Source organism: Erwinia sp. S38, assembly GCF_016624545.1.
GTDB classification, from domain to species: domain Bacteria; phylum Pseudomonadota; class Gammaproteobacteria; order Enterobacterales; family Enterobacteriaceae; genus Erwinia; species Erwinia coffeiphila.
In genome coordinates, this window is record NZ_JACVTS010000017.1 from 72,786 (window position 1) to 98,444 (window position 25,659).

The following is a 25,659-nucleotide window of genomic DNA, read 5'->3' on the forward strand; positions in this document are numbered from 1 at the left end:
TAGCTATCGTCCTTTTAAATTTAGGTCGCCATTAGCAAAAGCTGACAATATACGATTCTGATGCTGATGCTGATGCTGATGCTGATGCTGATGCTGATGCTGATGCTGATGCCGCGGGTAAACTCTGAGTCGTCGTTCGCAGCGTCCAGGGAGGTGCGTTTTGCAGGGATTGAAGGGAAAATACTTATCCCACAGGCATAAAAAAGCCCCGGCACGTTGGCCAGGGCTGGATTTCACTTCCGCGTAAAGAATAACGCTTAAGGGCGGGTCGCCGGAGCGGTAGCCTGATGAGTGGCAGAGTGACCGCCCGCTGCACCTTTGCCTTCAAAGTTGAAGTCAGGGCGCACCCAGTCGCTCTGAGGTGCTGGTTCTGGCTGATATGCCGGAGCTGGAGCACTGGTCATTGGCGCGCTGGCATGATGCTTAAAGCTACCGCGGGTGACTGCATCACTCACTGGCTTATCGCGTGCCGGTACTGGCGCATGCGGCTCGCTAACGATCGGCGCATCTTCACTTACCGCAGTGCTCACGTTCAGTACTTCAGCGACCTGCTGAGTGGTTTCCGCGCTGACGCTCGTCGGAGCCTGCTCTGCCAGTTCGCTCGCTGCTTCAGCAATCTGCTGCTGCTCAACGATATCCGCAACGGCATCAACCGGGGCGAATTCAGCCTGAGGCTCTTCGGCAGCCGATACGGCTTCCGCGATAGTCTCAGCGGCAACGCTCTCTTTTGCCGGAGGAATGACCGATGGAACTTCCGCTGCTGGCGCTTCGATAGCGGCGGTATCATCGGTGTTCACCACGGTAACCTGTGGCTGTTGCTCTTCCGGCAGCGGTTCAGAGATATGAACCGGCTGAACTTCTGGCTGAACTTCTTCGGCAACGGTGACTGGTGCCGCAGCGATCGGTGTTTCGATTACTGGAGCAGATTCCACAACTTCTTCGGTCGGGATTGCTGCTGCCGGGACGACGTCAGCCGTTACAGCATCTTCCTGCACTGACGTAGCTTCTTCAGCCTGAACCGGTGTTGCTTCAACAGATGATGCTTCAACCTGTACAGGAGCAGCTTGAGCCTGCGGAGCTTCTACTGCCGCTGGAGTAGCTTCTACCGGTGAAGTTTCTGCCGACACTGGCGCAGATTCAACCGATGCGGCTTCTACCTGAGGAGCGACAGGTGCTGCCGGTGCCTCAACGGCTGGAGACGGCGATGCCACAGTAGCAGAAGCAACGGCTACGCTTGCTGCTGCCGCGACTTCAACTGCTGCCGGAGCTTCAGCGACGTCGTTGTCGACATCAGCGTGACCGTAAGCTGGAACAACGGACTGTTCCTGCTCTACTTCATCGCTTGCCTGAGCAACAGGGTAGGAGATCCACACTTTTCCTGACGCCATTTCTGGCGATGCAGCAGCACTGGTCAACGGCATTGGCGACTGTGTTGGGTAACGCTCATCGCGGTAGCGACGACGACGCTGGCCGCTAACGCGCAGATGGCGTGGCGAACGGCGTGAACGACGCGGCATGTTGTTGCTGTCACGATCGTCATTATCGAAGCTTTCGCTTGGCGTTTCTGCCGCTACCGGCTGAGCAGCTGGAGCAGGGACTGCCTCAGTCTCTTCCGGGCGGAAGGTACGGGCTGCCGTTTGCTCTGCGGTTTCAATGCGTACTTTCTGGTTCAGCTGGCGCGGTTTACGACGCGGCATTACCTGTACATTTTCTTCCTGAGCATCCGCATTCTCATCAACGGCAGTAGCCTGCTCGATGATTTTCTCTTCCTGTACCGCAGGACGCTTGTCTTCCTGACGACGACGCTGGCGATCCGCACGAGGTTCACGGCGCGGTTGCTGCTCAGCGCGGTTCTCTTCGTTCAGATTCTGACGATCGTCTGTCTGTTCAACCTGCGTGGCAGCGTTACGCTTGTTGCGACGATTGTCATCGCGGCCTTCACGCGCTTCATTGTTACGATCGCGAGAAGTATTGCGGTCGTTACGATCGTTACGGTCATTGCGATCGGTGTTGCGTTCAGAACGCTCATTACGATCGTTGTAACGGTCATTGCTACGCTCCGGACGCTCGGCATTACGGTCGTTCCGTTCGTTGCGATCGCTACGTTCATTACGGTCGCTGTTGCGCTCATTGCGATCGTTACGTTCAGTACGCTCACCGTTGCGATCGCGGCGGTTGTTGTTCTGACGACGATTGTTACGACGCTCACCGCGAGGCGCAGCACCATCGGACGCTTTCTTCTCGGTGGCAGGCTGAGGCTGTTCTACGGTTTTCTCTTCACCGGCAAACAGCTTTTTCAGACCGCTAAAGAAGCGGCTAATCAGGCCCGGCTGTGCCGGTTCAGATGCCGTTTTTTCAACCGGTTTCTTGCTTGCCGCAGTTGCAGGTTTTTCGCTGCTGGTTTCCTGCGGAGCCGGAGGTGCATCAGGCATCACGAAGGCGGCAAGTGCTGGCTGTTCAGGGCGCTTACGCTCGGCACGCTCTTCTTCCGAAGGCAGCGCCATTTCGGTTTCGTGCAGCTTAGGCAGGTGATAGCTCAGCGTCTGAGTTTCTTCGCCGGTACGAACGCGCAGTACCGAGTAGTGCGGGGTTTCCATCTGATCGTTTGGCACGATAATGGCACGAACGCCACCCTGACGCTTCTCGATAGCACTGACGGCATCGCGTTTTTCGTTTAGCAGATAGGACGCAACCTGCACCGGAACGATGGCGTGGACTTCTTTAGTGTTTTCCTTCAGCGCTTCTTCTTCAATCAGACGCAGAATAGACAGCGACAGCGACTCGTTATCACGGATGGTGCCGGTACCGCTGCAGCGTGGGCAAACGTGATGGCTGGACTCACCCAGTGACGGGCTGAGGCGCTGACGTGACATCTCCAGCAGACCAAATCGTGAAATATGGCTGATCTGAATTCGCGCACGATCCTGGCGCACCGCTTCGCGCAGGCGGTTTTCAACCGCGCGCTGGTGGCGAACCGGGGTCATATCAATGAAGTCGATAACGATCAGACCGCCCAGGTCGCGCAGGCGCAGCTGGCGGGCAATTTCGTCGGCCGCTTCAAGGTTAGTGTTAAATGCGGTTTCTTCAATGTCGCCGCCGCGGGTTGCGCGCGCCGAGTTGATATCGATAGCGGTCAGGGCTTCGGTGCTGTCGATAACAATGGAACCACCCGACGGCAGACGCACTTCGCGCTGGAAGGCGGACTCAATCTGCGACTCAATCTGGTAATGGCTGAACAGCGGGATCTCACCGGTGTACAGTTTAATTTTACTGCTGAAGTCAGGGCGGCCCAGCGCGGCAATGTGCTGGCGAGCCAGCTCAAGCACTTTCGGGTTATCGATAAGGATTTCACCGATATCCTGACGCAGGTAGTCGCGGAATGCGCGGACAATCACGTTGCTTTCCTGATGGATCAGGAACGGAGCAGGGCGGCTGTCAGCGGCTTTCTTAATGGCATCCCAGTGCTTCATACGGAAGCTCAGATCCCACTGCAGCGCTTCGGCTGATTTACCGACACCGGCGGTGCGAACGATCAGTCCCATGCCATCCGGCAGTTCCAGCGAAGAGAGCGCCTCTTTCAGTTCTGTGCGATCATCACCTTCAATACGGCGAGAAATACCGCCAGCACGCGGGTTGTTCGGCATCAGAACCAGATAGCTTCCCGCCAGGCTGATAAAGGTGGTTAACGCAGCACCTTTGTTGCCACGTTCTTCTTTATCAATCTGGACAATAACTTCCTGACCTTCACGGAGTACGTCCTTGATATTAGGGCGGCCGTGAGCGGAATAGTTAGCGGGGAAGTATTCGCGGGAAATTTCTTTCAGAGGTAGGAAACCGTGTCTTTCAGCACCGTAATCAACGAAGGCGGCTTCAAGGCTGGGTTCAATGCGGGTTATCTTCCCTTTGTAGATGTTGGCTTTTTTCTGTTCGTGTCCTGGGCTTTCAATATCCAGATCGTACAGGCGTTGGCCGTCTACGAGAGCCACACGCAACTCTTCCTGCTGAGTTGCGTTTATCAACATTCTTTTCATCGTAACTTACTCATTATTCTTACATTAGGGACAAAGCTGCGGGCAAAGTAACGCTGGACGTATTGAACCGATGGCCCCGTGTCTCATCGCTTAGTCGTCAACCTCTCGGGTGTCGGCAGCTCAAGGGGCGCAAAATCACGGTAGCCTGTTTTACATATGGAAAAACAGCGCTTTGTAAGGGGGGAACCGCCAGTAGATTACCAGGTGAACCAATCCCGTTTTTTCGTCCAGGCTGCAACCCGCAGCCCGCTAAATGCCTGATTGCACAATACGTCTTACGCCATTGCTGCGTGTATGGGCTATCCGGCAAAATTTTGATAATACACCCCAATTCTATTGGGTTAACGCTTTTTCTTGCATTCCCAAGATGTCGCGTTAAAAACGGAAACATTATTCCATTGCTAAGCTTGAGAGCGCAAGATGACTTTATCCGCGATGAGAAGTTTATCCCGTCTTTTAAAACGAATTGCAGTGCTTTTCAGCAAACTGTATAAAATCCGGCCATAACTTCCTTGCGGCGGTCATCCATGTCAGTTAAGCACAGAAAAAGATGTGGCGCTATCACTGCCGGGTATTTAGAATCGCCAACCATGAAAACCATGACTCCAGCCGTACAAATAATTGCCATTTCTGCTGATGAAGCGGGACAGCGCATCGATAACTTTTTACGCACTCAGTTAAAAGGCGTGCCGAAAAGTATGATTTATCGCATTTTGCGTAAGGGCGAAGTGCGGGTGAACAAAAAACGCGTCAAACCCGAGTACAAACTTGAAGACGGCGATCAGGTTCGCGTCCCGCCGGTGCGCGTGGCCGAGCGTGAAGAAGAGAGCGTTTCACCTAAGCTGGCCAAAGTGGCTGCGTTAAGTGATGCAATCGTTTATGAAGATGAGCATATTCTGGTGCTGAATAAGCCTTCCGGGACGGCCGTACACGGTGGCAGTGGTTTAAGCTTTGGTGTAATTGAAGGGCTGAGGGCGCTGCGCCCGGAGGCGCGTTTCCTTGAATTGGTCCATCGTCTTGACCGCGATACGTCGGGTATTTTGCTGGTGGCGAAAAAGCGTTCCGCGCTGCGTTCACTCCACGAGCAGCTGCGCGAAAAGGGAATGCAGAAAGATTACCTCGCGCTGGTGCGTGGGCAATGGCCGTCACATGTTAAATCGGTGCGTGCGCCATTATTGAAAAATATCCTGCAAAGCGGTGAGCGGGTGGTGAAGGTCAGTAGTGAAGGCAAGCCGTCGGAAACGCTGTTTAAGGTTGAAGAGCGCTATGCGTTCGCCACGCTGGTGAAAGCCAGCCCGGTGACCGGGCGCACTCACCAAATACGCGTTCATACGCTGCATGCCGGGCACCCGATTGCGTTTGACGATCGCTACGGCGAGGCAGAGTTTGATAGCCAACTGGCCGGCACCGGGCTTAACCGCCTGTTCCTGCATGCTGCCGCGCTGAAGTTTACCCACCCCGGCACCGGTGAAGAAATGCGCGTGGAAGCGCCGCTGGACGACGGCCTGAAGCGCTGCCTTGCTGTGCTGCGTAAGCAAAGCAGCTAATCATCCCGGCAATGAATGCGGCAGCGTCTGCGCCGCATTTTGTTGTTCAGCCCAACGGGTCCATTCCGGCCTTTCTTAGCATCTCACACAGCGCAATCAGCGGCAGGCCAATCAATGTATTCGGGTCCCGCCCTGAAAGGCGCTCAAACAGCGTGATGCCTAAACCTTCGCTTTTAAAGCTTCCAGCGCAGTTTAGCGGCTGTTCGCGACTGACGTAGTGGGTGATTTCGGCCTCGCTAAGCGTTCGAAAATCTACGGTGAAAGGCTCGCACAGCGTTTGCAGTAACTGATGGCGACTATCGTACAGCGCCAGTCCGGTATAAAACACCACGCTGCGTCCGCTGGCGGCGCGAAGCTGTGCGCGGGCGTTCTCCTCGGTATGAGGTTTGCCACAAATAACGCCGTCCACGACGCAGACCTGATCGGAACCGATAATCAGATGTTCGGGGTAACGTCCTGCCAGCGCCTGAGCTTTCGCTGCCGCGAGGCGCATAACCAGCTGCTCTGCTGTTTCATTCCCCAGCCGGGTTTCATCCACCTCCGGCGCATCGGTAATAAAGGGCAATTGCAGTTTCGTTAACAACGCGCTGCGGTAAGTCGACGTTGAGGCTAAAACCAGCTGTGACATATTTTTTTCCATAATAGATAGCGAATCGATGAAAGGCATTTTAAACTGTGCGCCGCACTGGATGCGAATAATGGCTGAAAGATGTCGTTACACGGCCTTTTTCTTTGACTCTATGTCGTTACAAAGTTAATATGCGCGCCCTATGCAAAAGGTAAAATTACCCCTGACTCTCGATGTGGTGCGAACCGCTCAAAAACGCCTGGACTACCAGGGTGTTTACACCCCTGAACAGGTTGAGCGAGTTGCCGACTCGGTGGTCAGTGTGGACAGTGATGTAGAATGTGTGATGTCGTTTGCGATCGACAATCAGCGTCTGGCGGTATTGAAAGGTACTGCTGAAGTTTCCGTGACGCTATGTTGTCAACGCTGCAACAAACCGTTCCCGCATCAGGTCCACGTATCGTACTGTTTCAGCCCGGTCGTTACTGACGAGCAGGCCGAAGCACTACCGGAAGCGTACGAGCCAATCGACATCAACGAGTTTGGTGAAACCGATTTGCTGGCAATGGTTGAAGATGAAATCATCCTCGCCCTGCCTGTCGTTCCGGTGCATGATTCTGAACACTGTGAAGTGTCCGAGGCGGACATGGTCTTTGGTCAATTGCCTGCAGAGGCAGAAAAACCAAATCCATTTGCCGTATTAGCCAGTTTAAAGCGTAAGTAATAGGAGTAAGGTCCATGGCCGTACAACAGAATAAACCAACCCGTTCCAAACGTGGCATGCGTCGTTCACACGATGCTCTGACCACTGCAACACTTTCCGTAGATAAAGTTTCTGGTGAAACTCATCTGCGTCACCACATCACTGCGGATGGTTACTACCGCGGTCGCAAGGTCATCGTTAAGTAATTCCGCGGAATAGCGCGGCAATACTTTGACACGATTGACCCTGGCGATAGATGCCATGGGCGGGGACTTCGGTCCCTGCGTGACAGTGCCTGCGGCAATGCAGGCACTGGCATCTGATTCGCACCTGCATCTTCTTCTGGTCGGCGATCCCGACAAAATCACGTCATTACTAGCCACAGCTGATTCTGCGCTGCGCGCGCGTTTGCAGATAATCCCTGCTGAATCAGTTATTGCCAGTGATGCGAAACCCTCGCAGGCTATTCGTGCAAGTCGCGGATCGTCAATGCGTATTGCTTTGGAGCAGGTCAAAGCGGGTAACGCCGATGCCTGTATCAGTGCCGGTAACACCGGTGCGCTGATGGGGCTGGCAAAAATATTATTGCAGCCGCTGGAAGGGATTAAGCGTCCAGCGCTGATGACAGTACTGCCAAATCAGCTGAAGGGTAAAACCGTCGTGCTGGATTTAGGTGCTAATGTCGAATCCGACAGTGCTATGCTGGTGCAGTTCGCCATTATGGGTGCGGTGATGGCAGAAGAAATTTTAGAAATTGCCAATCCGCGCGTGGCGCTGCTCAACATAGGCCAGGAAGAAACCAAAGGGTTAACGGCAATTCGCGAAGCCGCAGCAGCACTTCGTGATTCAGCAGAAGTTAACTATATTGGCTACCTTGAAGGTGACGATCTTCTTACCGGCAAGACGGATGTTCTGGTGTGCGATGGTTTCATCGGCAACGTGACGTTAAAAACTATGGAAGGTGTGGTAAGAATGTTTCTTTCGCTGTTGAAATCACAGGGCGAAGGTAAAAAAAAGGCATGGTGGCTGAGACTATTAGGGCGCTGGATTCAAAAGCGTCTGGCTAAGAATTTCGGCCATCTCAACCCCGACCAGTACAATGGCGCCTGTCTGTTAGGATTGTGCGGTACCGTCATTAAAAGCCACGGTGCGGCCAATCAACGCGCGTTTACCGTCGCGATAAAACAGGCAGAGCAGGCGGTGCGGCGGCAAGTTCCCGAGCGGATTGCTGCCCGCCTACAGGCTGTATTACCTAAGAGTGACTGAGCGTACATGTATACGAAGATTATCGGTACGGGCAGCTATTTGCCCGAACAGGTGCGGACTAACGCCGATCTGGAAAAAATGGTGGATACGTCGGACGAGTGGATTGTCACACGAACCGGTATCCGTGAACGTCGTATTGCTGGCCCGGATGAAACCGTGGCAACGATGGGCTTTCATGCCGCCGAGCGTGCGCTCTCTATGGCGGGCATTGATAAAAATGACATCGGTTTGATCGTGGTAGCAACCACCTCTTCCAGTCACGCTTTCCCAAGTTCAGCCTGCATGATCCAGCAGATGCTGGAAATTGACGATGCGGCCTCTTTCGATCTGGCTGCGGCCTGTGCGGGCTTTACCTACGCACTGAGCGTTGCCGATCAGTATATTAAAAACGGTGCGGTGAAATATGCACTGGTGGTCGGTGCTGACGTGCTGTCACGCACGCTTGATCCTTCCGATCGTGGCACGATCATCCTGTTTGGCGATGCTGCCGGCGCAGTTGTTCTTGGTGCCAGCGAAGAGCCGGGCATTATCTCTACCCATCTGCATGCAGATGGCCGCTATGGTCAACTGCTCACCCTGCCAAATCAGGATCGCGAGCATCAGGAACAGCCTGCGTATCTGACGATGGCGGGCAATGAAGTGTTCAAAGTTGCCGTGACCGAACTGGCCCATATCGTTGATGAAACGCTCAAGGCGAACGACCTTGACCGTTCTGCCATTGACTGGTTAGTGCCGCATCAGGCCAACCTGCGCATTATCAGTGCAACGGCCCGCAAATTGGGCATGGATATGGATAAAGTGGTGGTGACCCTCGATCGCCACGGCAATACGTCTGCGGCTTCTGTGCCTTCAGCACTCGATGAAGCGGTGCGCGACGGGCGTATCCAGCCCGGCCAGTTGATTCTGCTGGAAGCCTTCGGTGGCGGTTTCACCTGGGGTTCAGCTCTGGTTCGTTTTTGATTAACAGGAAATAACGATGACGCAATTTGCAATGGTATTCCCGGGACAGGGATCGCAAACGGTGGGCATGCTGGCTGATTTAGCCGCAGGCAATCCGATTGTGGAAAAAACCTTCCGCGAAGCTTCTGACGTGCTGGGTTACGATTTATGGCAGCTGGTCCAACAGGGGCCTGCTGAAGAGTTGAACAAAACCTGGCAAACTCAGCCTGCTTTACTGGCTGCTTCTGTTGCCATTTTCCGCGTTTGGCAGGAAAAAGGCGGAAAAGTACCGTCAATGCTTGCAGGCCACAGCCTTGGTGAGTACAGTGCCCTGGTTTGCGCCGGAGTGATTGCGTTTGCCGATGCCATTAAGCTGGTTGAACTGCGCGGTAAGCTGATGCAGGAAGCCGTACCGGAAGGGACGGGGGCCATGCAGGCGATTATCGGTTTGGACGATGAGTCCATCGCCAAAGCCTGTGAAGAGTCTGCCCAGGGGCAGGTTGTCTCGCCGGTGAACTATAACTCACCGGGCCAGGTCGTTATCGCTGGCAATAAAGAAGCCGTTGAGCGCGCGGGTGCAGCCTGTAAAGCTGCGGGCGCGAAGCGTGCACTGCCGCTGCCGGTGAGCGTACCTTCGCACTGTGCGCTGATGAAACCCGCTGCCGATAAGCTGGCCGTGGCGCTGGAGCAACTGACCTTTAACGCACCGGCATTCCCGGTGGTGAATAACGTTGATGTTCAGTGTGAGACTTCACCTGAAGCTATCCGCAGTGCCCTGGTCCGTCAGCTGTACAGCCCGGTGCGTTGGACCGGTTGCGTAGAATTTATGGCTCAGCAGGGCGTGACGTCGCTGCTGGAAGTGGGTCCGGGTAAAGTGTTAACCGGGCTGACTAAACGTATTGTTGACACCCTGACGGCGGCGGCGGTAAACGACCAGGCCAGCCTGTCAGCGGCGCTTGAACAATAACACGAGGAACAACATGAATTTCGAAGGTAAAATCGCGCTGGTTACCGGTGCAAGTCGCGGTATCGGCCGTGCAATCGCGGAAACGCTTGTCGCCCGCGGTGCTAAAGTTGTCGGTACGGCGACCAGCCAGAACGGAGCCGAAGCCATCAGCGCTTATCTGGGCGACAACGGAAAGGGCATGCTCCTGAACGTGACAGACCCTGCTTCGATCGAGACCGTGCTGGAAAATATTCGCGCCGAATTTGGCGAAGTGGACATTTTAGTCAATAATGCTGGCATCACGCGTGATAATCTTCTGATGCGCATGAAGGACGATGAGTGGCAGGATATCCTGGACACCAATCTGACTTCAGTATTCCGTCTGTCAAAAGCGGTAATGCGTGCCATGATGAAGAAGCGAGTGGGCCGAATTATTACCATTGGCTCCGTAGTTGGAACAATGGGTAATGCGGGTCAGGCAAACTATGCGGCAGCAAAAGCAGGTTTGATTGGCTTCAGCAAGTCACTGGCGCGTGAAATTGCGTCACGTGGCATTACCGTTAACGTCGTGGCACCTGGTTTCATTGAAACCGACATGACGAGCGCGCTGAACGACGATCAGCGTGCAGGTATTCTGGCGGAAGTTCCCGCGGGCCGCCTCGGCAGCGCGCAGGAAATCGCTAATGCCGTGGCATTTTTAGCCTCTGACGAAGCAGCTTACATCACTGGTGAAACGCTGCACGTCAATGGCGGAATGTATATGGTCTGATAATCACGAAAACTATTTGCGTTATTTGAGGCAAAAGCCGCAAAATAGCGTAAAATCGTGGTTTGACCAGCCGGGATTTAGTTGCATCTTTTTCAACATTTTATACACTACGAAAACCATCGCGAAAGCGAGTTTTGATAGGAAATTTAATAGTATGAGCACTATCGAAGAACGCGTTAAGAAAATCATTGGCGAGCAGCTGGGCGTTAAGCAGGAAGAAGTTGTTAATACTGCCTCTTTTGTAGAAGATCTGGGCGCTGATTCTCTTGATACCGTTGAGCTGGTAATGGCTCTGGAAGAAGAGTTCGATACCGAGATTCCGGATGAAGAAGCTGAGAAAATCACTACTGTTCAGGCTGCTATTGATTACATCAATGGTCACCAGGCATAAGTGAACATCTCCAGGCGGTCATTCGACCGCCTGAGTTTTATCTAAATATCCCTCATCGCGTCAATTTTTCCCTCCCTGGAGGACGAACGTGTCTAAGCGTCGTGTAGTTGTGACTGGTCTTGGCATGTTGTCTCCTGTCGGCAATACCGTAGAGTCTACCTGGAATGCTCTTGTTGCCGGTCAGAGTGGCATCAGCCTGATTGACCATTTTGATACTAGTGCCTACGCAACGCGTTTTGCTGGCTTAGTAAAGAATTTTAATTGTGATGAAATCATCTCGCGCAAAGATCAGCGTAAGATGGATGCTTTCATTCAATATGGCGTTGTTGCTGGCGTTCAGGCCATGCAAGATTCTGGCCTCGTTATTACAGAAGAAAACGCAGGGCGCGTTGGTGCCGCGATTGGCTCCGGTATCGGTGGTCTTGGTTTAATCGAAGAAAACCATTCCTCACTGGTCAACGGTGGTCCCCGTAAAATTAGTCCGTTCTTTGTCCCTTCAACCATTGTGAATATGGTTGCCGGACATCTGACTATTATGTACGGAATGAAAGGCCCAAGTATTTCCATTGCCACCGCCTGTACGTCCGGCGTGCACAATATCGGTCATGCTGCACGTATCATCGCCTATGACGATGCTGATGTGATGCTGGCTGGTGGTGCAGAAAAAGCCAGTACGCCACTGGGCGTGGGTGGTTTCGGTGCTGCTCGTGCACTGTCAACCCGCAATGAAAATCCGCAGGCTGCCAGCCGTCCGTGGGATAAAGACCGTGATGGTTTTGTTCTCGGCGATGGTGCTGGTCTGATTGTGCTGGAAGAATATGAGCACGCGAAAAAACGCGGTGCCAAAATTTACGCAGAAATCGTTGGTTTTGGTATGAGCAGCGATGCTTATCATATGACTTCTCCGCCGGAAAACGGCGCTGGCGCAGCCCTGGCGATGGTCAACGCGCTGAAAGATGCAAAGATTTCAGCGGAACAGATTGGCTATATCAACGCGCACGGTACTTCAACGCCGGCCGGTGATATCGCTGAAGCTCAGGCGGTGAAATCCGTCTTCGGTGCTTCTGCCGGTAGCGTGATGGTCAGCTCGACAAAATCCATGACCGGCCACCTGCTGGGTGCGGCGGGCGCGATCGAATCGATCTTCACCATTCTTGCCCTGCGCGATCAGGTTGTTCCTCCAACCATCAATCTGGATAACCCGGATGAAGGTTGTGACCTGGATTTCGTGCCGCATACTGCGCGCCAGGTGAAAGGTATGGAATACACTCTGTGTAATTCATTCGGATTTGGTGGCACCAACGGGTCACTGATTTTCCGTAAGGTCTGATTTTTTGCTCTTGCGTAAAGGCCCGCCTTATCGGCGGGCTTTTTTTTACCTGCGATTGAGGGGAGCGAATCACCACTACCCGATTTTGAACGACATATTCGTCTTTACGAGTTATAGCGAACCGGGTATTACCTGATATTGCTCATCATCCCCAGCAGATTCAGATGATTCTGGCACGACGGGCAGGTAATCTTGCAGCATGATCGAAAATAGAGGAATCAGCATGATGTGGGTCAATGGGGTGAAGCAGGGCGTTGTTGCCGCGAGCGATCGCGCCGTGCAGTTTGGTGATGGCTGCTTTACCACCGCTCGCATAAGGTCTGGCGAGATCGAGCTGTTTCCCGCACATATCGCGCGGCTGCAGCAGGGCTGCGAACGCCTGCTGATAACCGGCGTGGACTGGGAATTACTGCGCCAGGAAATGATTCGCGCAGCTGCTGACTGTGACGATGGCGTACTGAAAACGATTGTGACCAGGGGCAGCGGCGGCAGGGGATACAGTGCCGCGGGCTGTGCGGCACCCACGCGCATCGTCTCCGTTTCCGCCTATCCTGCACACTACCACACGCTGCGTGAGAGCGGGGCAAGGCTGGCCCTCAGCCCGATTCAGCTGGGGAAAAATCCGCTGCTGGCGGGGATAAAGCATCTTAACCGGCTGGAACAGGTGCTGATCCGCACACGGCTTGAGCAGACCGGTGCCGATGAGGCACTGGTGCTTGACACTGATGGCATGCTGGTGGAATGCTGTGCGGCAAATTTTTTCTGGCGCACCGGGGAGCAGGTTTTTACCCCGGACTTAAGCGCTTCGGGCGTGAACGGTATCCAGCGCCAGCGGGTGATGCGGCAGATCGCGGATCTGGGGTTTACCCTCAGCGAAGTCCGTGCAGGCGTTGAAGTACTGGCGGAAGCCGATGAAGTGCTGATCACCAATGCGCTGATGCCGGTGTTGCCCGTTCGTCAGATTGAGGCGTGGCACTTCAGCTCGCGCCGCTTGTTTCGTCTGCTTAACCCCCATTAATCAACCGTGGAATTTTCATGACTAAAACACGCAAAATTATCGCCGGGGTCGTTGCTGTCTCTCTGCTGGCCGTTGCTTACGGATACTGGCAAACCCGCCAGCTTGCAGACTCACCGCTGACGGTGGACAAAGAAACTATTTTTACCCTCTCGGCAGGTTCTGGCCGAGTGGTGCTGGAAGCCCAGCTGGAATCTAAGCACATCATTAAACAAAGTCCGTGGTTTGGTGTACTGCTGAAACTCGAGCCTGAGCTGGCAAAGTTTAAGGCCGGGACCTATCGGCTCGACCCCAAAATGACCGTCCGCGAGATGCTGGCACTGCTTGCCAGTGGTAAAGAGGCCCAGTTCCCGCTGCGCTTCGTGGAAGGTACGCGCATGCAGGAGTGGCTGAGCCAGCTGCGCAGCGCGCCGTATATCAAACACACGCTGGCGGATGACCAGCTGGCCACCGTCGCTGCTGCCCTTAAGCTGGAAGGTGAAGCGAAGGGCGTTGAGGGATGGTTCTATCCTGATACCTACCTGTATACCGCGAATACCACCGATGTCGCCGTGCTTAAGCGCGCTTACCAGCGGATGGAAAAAGAGGTGGATGCGCAGTGGCAGGGGAAAATGGATAACCTGCCGTATAAAAACAAAAATGATATGCTGACCATGGCCTCGATTATTGAAAAAGAGACGGCGGTCAGCGACGAGCGCAGCAAAGTGGCTTCGGTGTTTATTAACCGCCTGCGGTTGGGTATGCGTCTGCAAACCGATCCGACGGTGATCTATGGCCTGGGGTCGGACTACCGCGGTACGCTAACGCGCAAAGATCTGGAAACACCGACGGCCTGGAATACCTATACGATTAACGGCCTGCCGCCTGGTCCGATTGCAATGCCGGGTAAAGCCTCGCTGGAAGCCGCAGCTCACCCGCTGAAAACGAACTTCCTCTACTTCGTTGCCGATGGGAAAGGTGGCCATACGTTTACCACCAATCTGGCAAGCCACAATAAAGCCGTGCAGGTGTATCGCCTGGCGCTGAAGGAAAAAAATGAACAGTAAATTTATCGTTATCGAAGGCCTTGAAGGGGCAGGTAAAACCACTGCGCGGGATGCGGTAGTGGCTGAACTGCGTCGTCATGGCATTAACGATATTGTTTTCACCCGCGAACCCGGCGGTACTCCGCTGGCGGAAAAACTGCGCGATTTGATTAAGCAGGGGATTGAAGGCGAACAGGTTACCGATAAGGCCGAGCTGCTCATGCTGTATGCTGCCCGCGTGCAGCTGGTGGAAAACGTGATTAAACCCGCGCTGGCGCGGGGGGCCTGGGTGGTTGGCGATCGTCACGATCTTTCCTCTCAGGCTTATCAGGGCGGCGGGCGGGGCATGGACAGCCAGCTGATGAGCAGCCTGAAACAGGCGGTGCTGGGTGACTTTACCCCGGATCTGACGCTATATCTGGATGTCACGCCTGAAATCGGCCTACAGCGTGCCCGCGCGCGCGGCGCGCTGGACCGCATTGAACAGGAGTCGCTGAACTTCTTTATTCGCACCCGCGATCGCTATCTGGCGCTGGCCGCTGCCGATGCGCGGATTAAAACCATTGATGCAACCCGTGACCTCACGCAGGTGACGCAGCAGCTGGAGCTGACGCTACAGCAGTGGTTACAGGAACAGCAATGAACTGGTATCCGTGGCTGAATAACAGTTACCGGCAAATTATCAGCCAGCATCAGGCGCAGCGTGCGCATCATGCGCTGCTGATTCAGGCGCTGCCCGGTATGGGCGACGATGCGCTGGTGTGGGGGATCGGCCGCTGGCTGATGTGCCGCCAGCCCGATGGGCTGAAAAGCTGCGGTAGCTGCCATGCCTGCCAGCTGATGCAGGCGGGAACCCATCCTGACTGGTATCGGTTGGAAGCGGAGAAGGGTAAGAGTGCGCTGGGGATTGATGCGGTACGCAGCGTAACGGAAAAGCTCTATCACCACTCTCAACAGGGTGGGGCAAAAGTGGTCTGGCTGCCGGACGCCGGACAGCTGACCGAAGCCGCAGCTAACGCCCTGCTCAAAACGCTGGAGGAGCCGCCGCAAAATACCTGGTTCTTACTCAGCTGCCATGAACCCTCCCGCCTGTTGGCAACCCTGCGCAGCCGCTGTTTGCAATGGCACCTCGCGCCGCCGGATGAAACGCAGAGCCTGAACTGGCTGCAGAAGCAGTGCGCGGCGGGCCTGAATGAGCGGACCGCGGCGCTACGGTTGAGCAGCGGCGCGCCTGCGGCAGCGCTGATGCTGCTGGAAGAGAAAAACTGGCAGCAGCGCCAGCTGGTTTGTCAGGCGCTCCCGGCAGCTATTCAGGGCGATCTGCTCAGTCTGCTGCCCGCGCTGAATCATGATGATGCCGCACGTCGTATTGGCTGGCTTTGCTCGCTGCTGGTCGATGCGGTGAAGTGGCAGCAGGGCGGCGGGGCCTGGATCAGCAACGTCGACTGCCAGGCGCTGGTGATGCAAATCGCCAGCCTGCTGCCAGCCACGGCCATTGACGCCAGTCTGCGCCAGTGGCTGACCTGCCGCGACCGCCTGCTGAACGTCGTGGCGGTTAACCGCGAACTGCTGCTGACCGACCAGCTGCTGAGCTGGGAAGCCATTCTGCATCCTCACGCTACCGATTTAACGGGTTAAGAGTAACGATTATGTTTTTAGTTGATTCGCACTGCCATCTGGATGGCCTGAACTATGAAACGCTGCATCAGGACGTCTCCGACGTTCTGGCGAAAGCCGCCGCGCGTGATGTGAAGTTTTTGCTGGCGGTTGCCACCACGCTGCCCGGCTATAAGGCGATGATTGAACTGATTGGCGATCGTCCCAACGTGGCCTACTCGTGCGGCGTTCATCCGCTGAACCAGGAAGAAGCGTACGATTTTGCCGAACTGCGCCAGCTTGCCGCCGATTCGCGGGTGATTGCGATGGGTGAAACCGGCCTGGACTATTTCTATCAGAAAGAAACCAAAGCGCGCCAGCAGGCCTCATTCCGTGAACACATCCGCGTGGGCCGCGATCTGAATAAGCCGGTGATCGTCCATACCCGCGATGCGCGCAAGGATACGCTGGCCATTTTGCAGGAAGAACAGGCTGAAGGCTGCGGCGGCGTGCTGCACTGCTTTACCGAAGACCGTGAGACGGCGGAAAAGCTGCTGGATATGGGCTTCTATATCTCATTCTCCGGCATTGCTACCTTCCGCAATGCGGAGCAGATCCGCGAAGCCGCACGCTATGTCCCGCTGGACAGAATGCTGGTGGAGACCGACTCACCGTATCTGGCCCCGGTGCCGCATCGCGGTAAAGAAAATCAGCCTGCCTACACCCGCGACGTGGCGGAATATATGGCGGTGGTGAAGGGCGTGAGTATTGAAGAGCTGGCGCAGGCGACCACGGAAAACTTCTCCCGTCTGTTCCATGTGCCGATGTCACGACTGACGGATTAAGTGTCGGGCTTTCTTTTATAGCTCGTAATTAATAGCGAAAATTTGTAAAGTGCAGCCCGATAAAATCAGTGGCTGCATTTTTTTTGCTGAAAAAAGTCGCAAATCTTTGTGAAATCATCCAAAGAGCGGCAGCACGTTCAACGAAACGTGATAGTCATCAAACAAATTTACGCGGATTTATTTTACTCTTCGTAATAAATATCAGGGGCACAACGATGCCTCACCCGCTAAGGGTCCTCCCCCCTTTGCAACGCGCCCGGCGCGAAGAAAAGCACTCATACTCAGGAGCTTTACACTATGTTCAAAAATGCATTTGCGAACCTGCAAAAGGTCGGTAAATCGCTGATGTTGCCTGTATCGGTCCTGCCGATTGCAGGTATTTTGCTGGGCGTTGGTTCCGCCAACTTCAGCTGGCTGCCGGCGGTGGTTTCGCAGGTTATGGCGGAAGCGGGCGGTTCGGTCTTTGCCAATATGCCGCTGATTTTTGCTATCGGCGTAGCACTCGGCTTTACCAATAACGATGGCGTTTCCGCGCTGGCCGCCGTAGTTGCCTACGGCATCATGGTCAAAACCATGGCGGTTGTGGCACCGCTGGTCCTGCATCTTCCTGCGGAAGAGATTGCAGCCAAGCACCTGGCGGATACCGGCGTCCTGGGTGGGATTATCGCCGGTTCGATAGCAGCCTATATGTTTAACCGCTTCTATCGCATCCAGCTTCCTGAATATCTGGGCTTCTTTGCCGGAAAACGCTTCGTGCCGATTATCTCCGGCCTGACGGCAATTTTCCTGGGCGTGGTGCTCTCCTTCATCTGGCCACCGATCGGTACGGCGATTCAGACCTTCTCACAGTGGGCTGCGTATCAGAACCCGGTTGTGGCATTCGGTATCTACGGCGTGGTTGAGCGTGCGCTGGTGCCGTTTGGTCTGCACCATATCTGGAACGTACCTTTCCAGATGCAGATTGGTGAGTTCACCAACGCAGCGGGCCAGGTCTTCCACGGCGATATCCCTCGCTACATGGCGGGTGACCCAACCGCAGGTAAACTGTCCGGCGGCTTCCTGTTCAAAATGTACGGTCTGCCAGCGGCGGCGATTGCTATCTGGCACTCAGCAAAACCGGAAAACCGCGCTAAAGTCGGCGGCATCATGATCTCCGCAGCGCTGACCTCATTCCTGACCGGCATCACCGAACCGATTGAATTCTCATTCATGTTCGTTGCGCCGATTCTGTATGCGATCCACGCTATTCTGGCCGGTCTGGCATTCCCAATTTGTATTCTGCTGGGTATGCGCGACGGCACCAGCTTCTCGCACGGTCTGATCGACTTTATCGTACTGAGCGGTAACAGCAGCAAAATCTGGCTGTTCCCAATCATCGGTATCATCTACGGTCTGGTGTACTACACCATCTTCCGCGTGCTGATTGCTAAGCTGAACCTGAAAACCCCGGGTCGTGAAGACAGCTCCACCGAGCAGAGCACCGGTAACGCCACAGAAATGGCCGCTAACCTGGTTGCAGCCTTCGGCGGTAAAGACAACATCACTAACCTTGATGCCTGTATCACTCGTTTACGCGTTAGCGTTGGCGACGTCAGCAAAGTTGACCAGGCCGGGTTGAAAAAACTGGGCGCGGCCGGAGTTGTCGTTGCTGGTTCTGGCGTGCAGGCGATTTTCGGCACCAAGTCTGACAACCTGAAAACCGATATGGATGACTACATCCGTAAGATGTAATCGGGCAGGATGATGGCGCAAAAGGGGAGGCCAGCGGCTTCCCCTTTTGCTATTTAACAGATGGATAAATCGTGCTGCCGGGACGCTGAACTGCTGCAAAGCCGCGCAGTCGGGAAAGAAAAATCAGTTGCAGGTTGAAAGAAAACGATTTTCTCGCTCATACTGCGGTTATAAAAAAACACTGCTAAGGATATGCAACATGGCCGAAGAAACTATTTTCAGTAAAATCATTCGTCGCGAGATCCCGTCCGACATCCTGTTCCAGGATGAACTGGTCACCGCGTTTCGCGATATCTCACCGCAGGCACCGAGCCATATTCTGATCGTACCGAATGTGTTGATCCCGACCGCCAACGACGTTCAGGCTGAGCACGAGGCCGCGCTGGGTCGAATGATTACCGTTGCGTCTAAAATCGCTAAGCAGGAAGGCATTGCTGAAGATGGCTACCGCCTGATCATCAACTGCAATAAACACGGTGGCCAGGAGGTTTATCATATTCACCTTCACCTGGTTGGTGGCCGTCCTTTAGGCCCAATGCTGGCTTCCTGAGCGCCGCTGAACGGGGACACAATGTTATGCGGGCATGTCTGACGGCTCTGACGTTACTGATGACACTGGCAGGTTGCAGTAACGATCGCACCACCATTAATACTTCGCAATCGCTGGTGATGGAATCCTCGGTTCTTTCTGCCGGTATCACCACCGATGAGCCGATAATCAGCGAAACGGAAGGCCAGCAGCGCGCGGTAAGCACCCTGGTCAACCAGCAGGAAAAACCGGTCAAAGTCACCTATCGTTTCTACTGGTATGACGATCGTGGGCTGGAGATCCTGCCCTACGAGAAGCCGCGTACGCTGGTGGTGCCCGCGAAGGGTAAAATCGACATTTCCTCGCAAACCGGCAATCTGACGGCGAGCAAAGTTCGCCTTTACCTGTATCTGTAAGGAGTGATGGCGTGACAAGTCACCTGTTAAAATTCTCTGGCGTGCTGGCGCTGGCGCTGATCCTCAGCGGTTGTGTTATTAACCAGCAACAGCAGCCTGAACAGCCGCAGCAGCCTGCACCGGTAGAGCCGGTACAGCCGCAGCAGCCTCAGCCGGTGCCTTCCCAGCCCGGACCGATTGAAACCGTACCGCAGCCGCCGAAAATGCAAACCATTAACTGGCAGGCCAGCGTCAGCCCGCTGGTGGCGCAGATGCTGAAAGCCGACGGCGTGACGGCGGGTAGCGTGCTGCTGGTCGACAACGTGAAAAACAGTACCAATGGCAGCCTGCAAAGCGCGAAAGCCACCGCTGCGTTGCAGAGCGCGCTGGCTAACAACAGCCAGTTTACCCTGGTCACGCCGCAGCAGCTGGCGGTGGCGAAACAGACACTGGGTCTGTCGGCGGAAGACAGCCTGGTATCACGCAGTAAAGCAATTGGTCTGGCGCGCTACGTGGGTGCACAGTACGTGCTTTACAGCAATGCGCAAGGGGATGTGAAAGCGCCCGAGCTGCAAATGCAGCTGATGCTGGTGCAAACCGGCGAGATTATCTGGTCAGGCAGCGGTGACGTTCAGCATTAACGCCGATTTGCAGCAGCTGATATCCAGACAGTTTCCGGCGGCGCAGGCCGCCGGTACCGTTTTGCCGCTGGATGGTCTGAGCGGCTACAGTATGAAAGTTTCTCTCCCCTGTCAGACCCTGCTGGCGCGTCGGGCGGCAGGCTCGCTGGAGATGCCCGGCGTTAATCGTCAGCGCGAATACCGTATTCTGCGTAAACTTCATGACAGTGGCCTGGTGCCTGCGGTTTATGGCCGCAGTCGAAACTGGCTGCTTCTCGACTGGCTGCCGGGAGAGGTGCTGTCCGCAGCGGAATTCGATCGGGCAATTGAGCCGCTGTCTGAAATCATCAGTAAGCTGCACCGCCAGCCGCTCACCGGCTACCGGCTTCAGCTCATGCCGTTGCTGATGAGCTACTGGCAGCGTAGCCTGCCCTCCCGACGGAATCTCACCTGGCTCAGAGCACTCAAGCGTCTGCGGCGTCGCGGCGAACCGCATCCACTGCGGCTGGCGGTGCTGCATATGGATATCCATAGCGGTAACCTTATTGGCAACGGCGGTCGTTTGCGTCTGATTGACTGGGAGTATGCGGGCGACGGCGATGTTGCCCTTGAGCTGGCGGCGCTGATCGACATTAATGGTCTGGACGACGCGCAGCAGCAGCGGCTCATTACCGCCTGCGCTATCGGGCAGAAGATCGACAGCGGCAGGCTTTGCCGACAGATTCGGCGCTGGCAGCCCTGGCTTTTGCTGCTGGCTACCAGCTGGTACGAACTTCGCTGGCAGCAGACCGGCGAAAACCAATTTGGCGCGCTGGCAGCTTCAGGCTGGCAGCGGCTTTCACAGTTAAATTAGCCTGATAAACAGGTTTACAGAGGTGCAGTGTGGGACCGGTAATGTTAGATGTGCTCGGCTACGAGCTGGATGCGGAAGAACGCGAGATTTTACAGCACCCGCTGGTGGGGGGGCTGATTCTGTTTACCCGCAACTACCACGATCCGGCCCAGCTGGCCGAATTGATCAGACAGATCCGCGCGGCTTCGCGTCATCGTCTGGTGATTGCCGTTGACCAGGAAGGCGGGCGCGTACAGCGCTTCCGTGAAGGTTTTAGTCGGCTGCCGGCGATGCAGTCTTTTGCCGCACTGAATGATGCGGCTGAAGCGGCAAGACTGGCGCAGGAGGCGGGCTGGCTGATGGCTTCGGAGATGATTTCGATGGATATCGACATCAGCTTTGCGCCGGTACTCGATATCGGTCACGGCAGCGCAGCGATCGGTGAGCGTGCGTTTCATGAAGATCCGGTTCAGGCGCTAGCGCTGGCCCGCTGTTTTATTCGCGGCATGCATGAGGCCGGCATGAAAACCACCGGTAAACACTTCCCCGGTCACGGTGCGGTGAGTGCAGACTCTCATAAAGAAACGCCGCGCGATAACCGCAGCGAGGCGGAAATTCGCCAGCATGATATGGCGATCTTCAAACAATTAATTGATGAGCAGGCGCTGGATGCGATTATGCCCGCCCACGTTATCTATACTGAAGTGGACCCTCGCCCGGCCAGCGGTTCATCGCACTGGCTGCAAAAGGTATTGCGCAAAGAGCTGGGCTTTGACGGTGTGATCTTCTCGGACGATCTGTCAATGGAAGGTGCAGCGGTGATGGGCAGCTACGCCGAGCGTGGTCAAACCGCACTGGATGCCGGATGCGATATGATTCTGGTGTGCAATAATCGTGCAGGTGCGGTTAGCGTGTTGGATAACCTGTCACCGATCAATGCAGAGCGCGTGAGTCGGTTATACCATCGGGGTTCCTATACCCGCCAGCAGTTGCTGGGCTCTTCCCGCTGGAAGCAAATCAGCGCGACACTCGACAACCTTCAGGAGCGTTGGCTGGCACACAAAGCCGCAAAAGGTGACTGACTCCGCTGCCTGCGGCACGTTAAGTGAGAATGACGATGATTATCTACCTGCATGGTTTTGACTCTAACAGTCCAGGCAATCACGAAAAGGTTTTACAGCTACAGTTTATCGATCCGGATGTCCGGCTGGTGAGTTACAGCACGCGGCATCCCAGGCATGACATGCAACATATTCTTAAAGAGACGGATAAGCTGTTAAAGCACTGTACCGACCCATCGCCGTTAATTTGCGGCGTAGGGCTGGGGGGGTTTTGGGCTGAACGCGTGGGATTTTTGTGCAATATCCGTCAGGCAATCTTTAATCCTAACCTGTGGCCCCAGGAAGTGATGGAAGGGAAAATCGATCGGCCAGAAGAGTATCTGGATATTGCCACCAAATGCGTAAAGGACTTCCGCCAGAAAAACCATAGCCGCTGTCTGACTTTTCTCTCGCGCAATGACGATGCCCTTGATAGTCAACGCAGTGCCGCGCTGCTGCGTGAATTTTATGAATTGATTTGGGATGAAGTTGAGGGGCATAAATTTAAAAACATCTCACATCATCTGCCGAGAATTAATCACTTCAAAACCCTCGGATAATTATCCAAATACGCCTTTTACATCCATTCCGTAACCCGCCTTGAGCGGGTTGCGTTGCTAAGTTTATTCTTACTATTCTTGGTTTTTATAATAAAATTGACCAGGATCAATTTTCGTAGAACTCATGAATTCCCCCGTGATATCCTGCCCTCAGCTTGCGAATTAACATCGCCAACCCTATGTTTACCAAGGTTATTTATTTAACTTTTGGTTAACGATTGGTTCACTTTTAGAGAGGGTCGTTTGACAGCACCTATGAAGAAAATTGTTATTATCGGCGGGGGTGCCGGCGGACTGGAACTGGCTACCCAGCTGGGCCATAAGCTTGGGCGTAAGAATAAAGCACAAATCACGCTGGTGGATCGTAACCACAGCCATTTGTGGAAACCTCTGCTGCATGAAGTAGCGACCGGTTCACTGGATGAAGGCATTGATGGCCTGAGCTACCTGGCTCACGCGCACAAGCATAACTTCCAGTTCCAGTTGGGTACGCTGACTCAGCTGGATCGCGAAAACAACCGCGTTCACCTGGCAGAAATCCGTGATGCGCAGGGCAGCGTGCTGGTTCCTGAGCGCGAACTGGCGTATGACACGCTGGTGATGGCGTTAGGCAGCACCTCGAATGATTTCGGTACGCCGGGCGTGAAAGATAACTGCATCTTCCTGGATAACCCGCATCAGGCGCGTCGTTTCCATAATGAGATGCTGAACCTGTTCCTGAAATTCTCCGCCAGCGAAGGCGCAACGGAGAAAGTGAACATCGCCATCGTCGGTGCGGGTGCTACCGGCGTGGAGCTTTCTGCTGAACTGCACAATGCCGTTAAGCAGCTGCACAGCTATGGCTACAAAAACCTCGACAGCAATGCGCTGAACGTGACGCTGGTGGAAGCCGGTGAGCGTATTCTGCCTGCACTGCCTGCGCGTATCTCCAGCGCTGCGCATCAGGAGCTGACCAAGCTTGGCGTCCGGGTACTGACCCAGACCATGGTGACCAGCGCCGAGAAAAACGGCCTGAATACCAAATCTGGTGAATTTATTGAAGCCGATCTGATGGTGTGGGCGGCCGGTATCAAGGCTCCGGACTTTATGAAAGATATCGGCGGTCTGGAAACCAACCGCATCAATCAGCTGGTGGTTGAGCCAACGCTGCAAACCACGCGTGACCCGAACATCTACGCAATCGGCGACTGCGCGTCATGCGCGCTGCCTGCCGGTGGTTTCGTACCGCCGCGTGCGCAGTCCGCTCACCAGATGGCGTCCCGCGTGCTGGCGAATATTCTCGCTGACATCAAAGGCAAACCGCAGCAGGCCTATGTTTATAAAGATCATGGCTCGCTGGTTTCCCTGTCTCGCTTCAGTACCGTGGGCAGCCTGATGGGGAACCTGATGCGCGGTTCGATGATGGTTGAGGGGCGCATTGCTCGCTTCGTTTACATCTCTCTGTACCGTATGCATCAGATCGCGCTGCATGGCTACTTCAAGACGGGCCTGATGATGCTGGTGGGCAGTATCAACCGCGTGATCCGCCCAAGGCTGAAGCTGCACTAATTTCAGCAGATCGGTGTTAAACGGCCCGGGATAACGTTCTTAACTGCGCGTTATCAGCGGGCCGTTTTTTTATGATGGCCGCGAGAGTGCTTCGGAACACTCTTAAAACGCGGTACTAATCATGCGGTAATCTCATTTCTTCCCGTATTCCGATTGTCAGTTTTCCCTCTCCGCCGCAAACTTTGTCTTAATTACCCCGGCGCGTCGCGCACGCCGAGTATGCCGTACCTGTCACGGATGTCGCAGCAGGCAAAGATGCGCGGTAACACTTTCAGGAGGGTTTCCTGTGAATAAATCAATGTTAGCCGGTATTGGGATCGGTGTGGCTGCAGCCCTGGGCGTTGCTGCCGTTGCCAGTATGAACGTGTTCGATCGCGGCCCGCAGTTTGCACAGGTTTTGTCCGCCACCCCAATTAAAGAAACGATAAAAACTCCGCGCCAGGAGTGTCGTAACGTGACCCTGACTCACCGTCGTCCGGTGCAGGATGAGAACCGTATTGCCGGTTCCGTGCTGGGTGCCGTGGCGGGTGGCGTGCTGGGCCATCAGTTTGGCGGCGGGCGCGGGCGCGATGTAGCAACCGTTGCTGGCGCACTGGCCGGCGGTTACGGCGGTAATCAGGTGCAGGGTGCGTTGCAGGATCGCGATACTTACACCACCACCGAGCAGCGTTGTAAAACCGTCTATGATAAGCAGGACAAGATGATGGGTTACGATGTGACTTATAAGATTGGCGATCAGCAGGGCAAGATCCGTATGGATAACGATCCCGGCACGCGTATTCCGCTGGATGGCAACGGTCAGCTGGTGTTGAATAATAAGGCCTGATTGTTGGTTAGGGCGAATTCGGTCGAAAATCGCCGAAGTTACTGAAGTTACTGAAGTTACTGAAGTTACTGAAGTTACTGAAGTTACTGGCATCGCTGGAAGTTCAGGTGCTCGGTTCAGCCTCTGCGGCGGCTGCCGGGCGGTTCTCGCGTCGTGCTCTGCACGATGCCTTCGGTGTCAGCATCTGGCCGGTCGGACCGGCAAAGACGGGTCGTCCCTGACCCGACTCCGCCTGACGCCAGCGTCCTGCTGGCGTCTCCTGGCCAACTGCTTCTCCCTCAGCGCTGCGGATTGCCCGGCAGCCGCCGCAGAGGCTTTCCCTTTCAATCTTTCTTTATCGCGATGTGAAACGTATTTCTTGTGGCGAATTCCGCATATTTCGCCGCACATAAAATACCAGGAAAAATGCCAGCGATTGCCGCTAACGGGCTGCCTGCTTGCCATTCCGAACCCAACTTAGCCTGAAATCAGCTTCCTGCTGTCCTCTTCTGGCCAACTGCTGCCACCTCAGCGGCTGTCCTTTTTTATCCTTCGTTGTCGCGATGTA

25 protein-coding genes are annotated in these 25,659 nt (G+C 54.9%); 23 read left to right on the forward strand and 2 right to left on the reverse strand.

All coding sequences use genetic code 11. From position 1 onward, the window contains the following. Positions 1–257: 257 nt before the first annotated feature. On the reverse strand, positions 258–4,031 hold the full coding sequence (rne, locus tag IBT46_RS18470; protein ID WP_200546843.1) for a ribonuclease E: 3,774 nt from the start codon (positions 4,029–4,031) through the stop codon (positions 258–260). Positions 4,032–4,621: 590 nt separating this feature from the next. Between rne and rluC the strand changes: the two genes are divergently transcribed. Then, the gene (gene rluC / locus IBT46_RS18475; RefSeq protein WP_105592817.1) at positions 4,622–5,578 is read left to right on the forward strand and encodes a 23S rRNA pseudouridine(955/2504/2580) synthase RluC; all 957 of its coding nucleotides are present in this window, start codon (positions 4,622–4,624) and stop codon (positions 5,576–5,578) included. Positions 5,579–5,624: 46 nt separating this feature from the next. Here rluC and IBT46_RS18480 read toward each other — a convergent pair whose 3' ends face one another. Further along, positions 5,625–6,206, reverse strand: a complete 582-nt coding sequence (locus tag IBT46_RS18480; RefSeq protein ID WP_200546844.1) for a nucleoside triphosphate pyrophosphatase — start codon at positions 6,204–6,206, stop codon at positions 5,625–5,627. A 142-nt stretch (positions 6,207–6,348) separates the two neighbouring features. Here IBT46_RS18480 and yceD point away from each other — a divergent pair, with 142 nt between their 5' ends. The 22 genes from yceD (at position 6,349) to IBT46_RS18590 (ending at position 25,112) form a co-directional block, all read left to right on the forward strand. After that, the gene (gene yceD / locus IBT46_RS18485) at positions 6,349–6,870 is read left to right on the forward strand and encodes a 23S rRNA accumulation protein YceD (RefSeq protein ID WP_200546845.1); all 522 of its coding nucleotides are present in this window, start codon (positions 6,349–6,351) and stop codon (positions 6,868–6,870) included. 14 nt (positions 6,871–6,884) lie between these two features. Beyond that, positions 6,885–7,055, forward strand: coding sequence for a 50S ribosomal protein L32 (gene rpmF, locus IBT46_RS18490; protein ID WP_013025362.1), 171 nt, complete (start codon positions 6,885–6,887; stop codon positions 7,053–7,055). A 25-nt stretch (positions 7,056–7,080) separates the two neighbouring features. Beyond that, a complete protein-coding gene (plsX, locus tag IBT46_RS18495; protein ID WP_200546846.1) occupies positions 7,081–8,115 on the forward strand; it encodes a phosphate acyltransferase PlsX in 1,035 nt (344 codons plus the stop codon). A 6-nt stretch (positions 8,116–8,121) separates the two neighbouring features. Beyond that, positions 8,122–9,075: a beta-ketoacyl-ACP synthase III gene (locus IBT46_RS18500; RefSeq protein ID WP_105592813.1), complete on the forward strand. Its 954-nt coding sequence runs from the start codon at positions 8,122–8,124 to the stop codon at positions 9,073–9,075. 16 nt (positions 9,076–9,091) lie between these two features. Then, positions 9,092–10,021, forward strand: a complete 930-nt coding sequence (gene fabD, locus IBT46_RS18505; RefSeq protein WP_200546847.1) for an ACP S-malonyltransferase — start codon at positions 9,092–9,094, stop codon at positions 10,019–10,021. Between the two features lie 13 nt (positions 10,022–10,034). Continuing rightward, positions 10,035–10,769, forward strand: a complete 735-nt coding sequence (gene fabG / locus IBT46_RS18510) for a 3-oxoacyl-ACP reductase FabG (protein ID WP_105592811.1) — start codon at positions 10,035–10,037, stop codon at positions 10,767–10,769. 154 nt (positions 10,770–10,923) lie between these two features. Further along, a complete protein-coding gene (gene acpP / locus IBT46_RS18515) occupies positions 10,924–11,160 on the forward strand; it encodes an acyl carrier protein (RefSeq protein WP_004157115.1) in 237 nt (78 codons plus the stop codon). Positions 11,161–11,248: 88 nt separating this feature from the next. Continuing rightward, positions 11,249–12,490: a beta-ketoacyl-ACP synthase II gene (gene fabF, locus IBT46_RS18520; protein WP_200546848.1), complete on the forward strand. Its 1,242-nt coding sequence runs from the start codon at positions 11,249–11,251 to the stop codon at positions 12,488–12,490. Between the two features lie 223 nt (positions 12,491–12,713). Beyond that, a complete protein-coding gene (gene pabC / locus IBT46_RS18525; protein WP_200546849.1) occupies positions 12,714–13,508 on the forward strand; it encodes an aminodeoxychorismate lyase in 795 nt (264 codons plus the stop codon). 17 nt (positions 13,509–13,525) lie between these two features. Beyond that, positions 13,526–14,551 carry a cell division protein YceG gene (gene yceG / locus IBT46_RS18530; protein ID WP_200546850.1) on the forward strand — a complete coding sequence of 342 codons (1,026 nt, stop codon included), beginning with the start codon at positions 13,526–13,528 and terminating at the stop codon, positions 14,549–14,551. Beyond that, complete coding sequence (tmk, locus tag IBT46_RS18535; RefSeq protein WP_200546851.1) at positions 14,541–15,173, forward strand: dTMP kinase; 633 nt, start codon at positions 14,541–14,543, stop codon at positions 15,171–15,173. The genes yceG and tmk overlap by 11 nt, the downstream gene beginning before the upstream one ends. Further along, positions 15,170–16,168: a DNA polymerase III subunit delta' gene (gene holB, locus IBT46_RS18540; protein WP_200546852.1), complete on the forward strand. Its 999-nt coding sequence runs from the start codon at positions 15,170–15,172 to the stop codon at positions 16,166–16,168. Before tmk ends, holB begins: the two co-directional genes overlap by 4 nt. A gap of 11 nt (positions 16,169–16,179) precedes the next feature. Then, positions 16,180–16,971 (forward strand): metal-dependent hydrolase, encoded by a 792-nt coding sequence (locus tag IBT46_RS18545; RefSeq protein WP_200546853.1) that lies wholly within the window; start codon positions 16,180–16,182, stop codon positions 16,969–16,971. A 297-nt stretch (positions 16,972–17,268) separates the two neighbouring features. After that, a complete protein-coding gene (gene ptsG / locus IBT46_RS18550; RefSeq protein ID WP_200546854.1) occupies positions 17,269–18,702 on the forward strand; it encodes a PTS glucose transporter subunit IIBC in 1,434 nt (477 codons plus the stop codon). 199 nt (positions 18,703–18,901) lie between these two features. After that, the gene (hinT, locus tag IBT46_RS18555) at positions 18,902–19,252 is read left to right on the forward strand and encodes a purine nucleoside phosphoramidase (RefSeq protein WP_105592803.1); all 351 of its coding nucleotides are present in this window, start codon (positions 18,902–18,904) and stop codon (positions 19,250–19,252) included. Positions 19,253–19,278: 26 nt separating this feature from the next. Then, positions 19,279–19,647, forward strand: a complete 369-nt coding sequence (locus IBT46_RS18560; protein ID WP_200546855.1) for a YcfL family protein — start codon at positions 19,279–19,281, stop codon at positions 19,645–19,647. A 23-nt stretch (positions 19,648–19,670) separates the two neighbouring features. Continuing rightward, positions 19,671–20,267, forward strand: a complete 597-nt coding sequence (gene lpoB / locus IBT46_RS18565; RefSeq protein ID WP_234471848.1) for a penicillin-binding protein activator LpoB — start codon at positions 19,671–19,673, stop codon at positions 20,265–20,267. Continuing rightward, positions 20,251–21,099 (forward strand): thiamine kinase, encoded by an 849-nt coding sequence (gene thiK / locus IBT46_RS18570; protein ID WP_200546856.1) that lies wholly within the window; start codon positions 20,251–20,253, stop codon positions 21,097–21,099. The genes lpoB and thiK overlap by 17 nt, the downstream gene beginning before the upstream one ends. Positions 21,100–21,140: 41 nt before the next feature. Continuing rightward, positions 21,141–22,160, forward strand: coding sequence for a beta-N-acetylhexosaminidase (gene nagZ, locus IBT46_RS18575; protein ID WP_200546857.1), 1,020 nt, complete (start codon positions 21,141–21,143; stop codon positions 22,158–22,160). 35 nt (positions 22,161–22,195) lie between these two features. Next, positions 22,196–22,738, forward strand: a complete 543-nt coding sequence (gene ycfP, locus IBT46_RS18580; RefSeq protein WP_200546858.1) for an alpha/beta hydrolase YcfP — start codon at positions 22,196–22,198, stop codon at positions 22,736–22,738. Positions 22,739–22,981: 243 nt separating this feature from the next. Beyond that, a complete protein-coding gene (locus IBT46_RS18585; RefSeq protein WP_105592798.1) occupies positions 22,982–24,286 on the forward strand; it encodes an NAD(P)/FAD-dependent oxidoreductase in 1,305 nt (434 codons plus the stop codon). A 286-nt stretch (positions 24,287–24,572) separates the two neighbouring features. Next, on the forward strand, positions 24,573–25,112 hold the full coding sequence (locus tag IBT46_RS18590; RefSeq protein WP_105592797.1) for a glycine zipper 2TM domain-containing protein: 540 nt from the start codon (positions 24,573–24,575) through the stop codon (positions 25,110–25,112). The last annotated feature ends 547 nt before the right edge of the window (positions 25,113–25,659 follow it).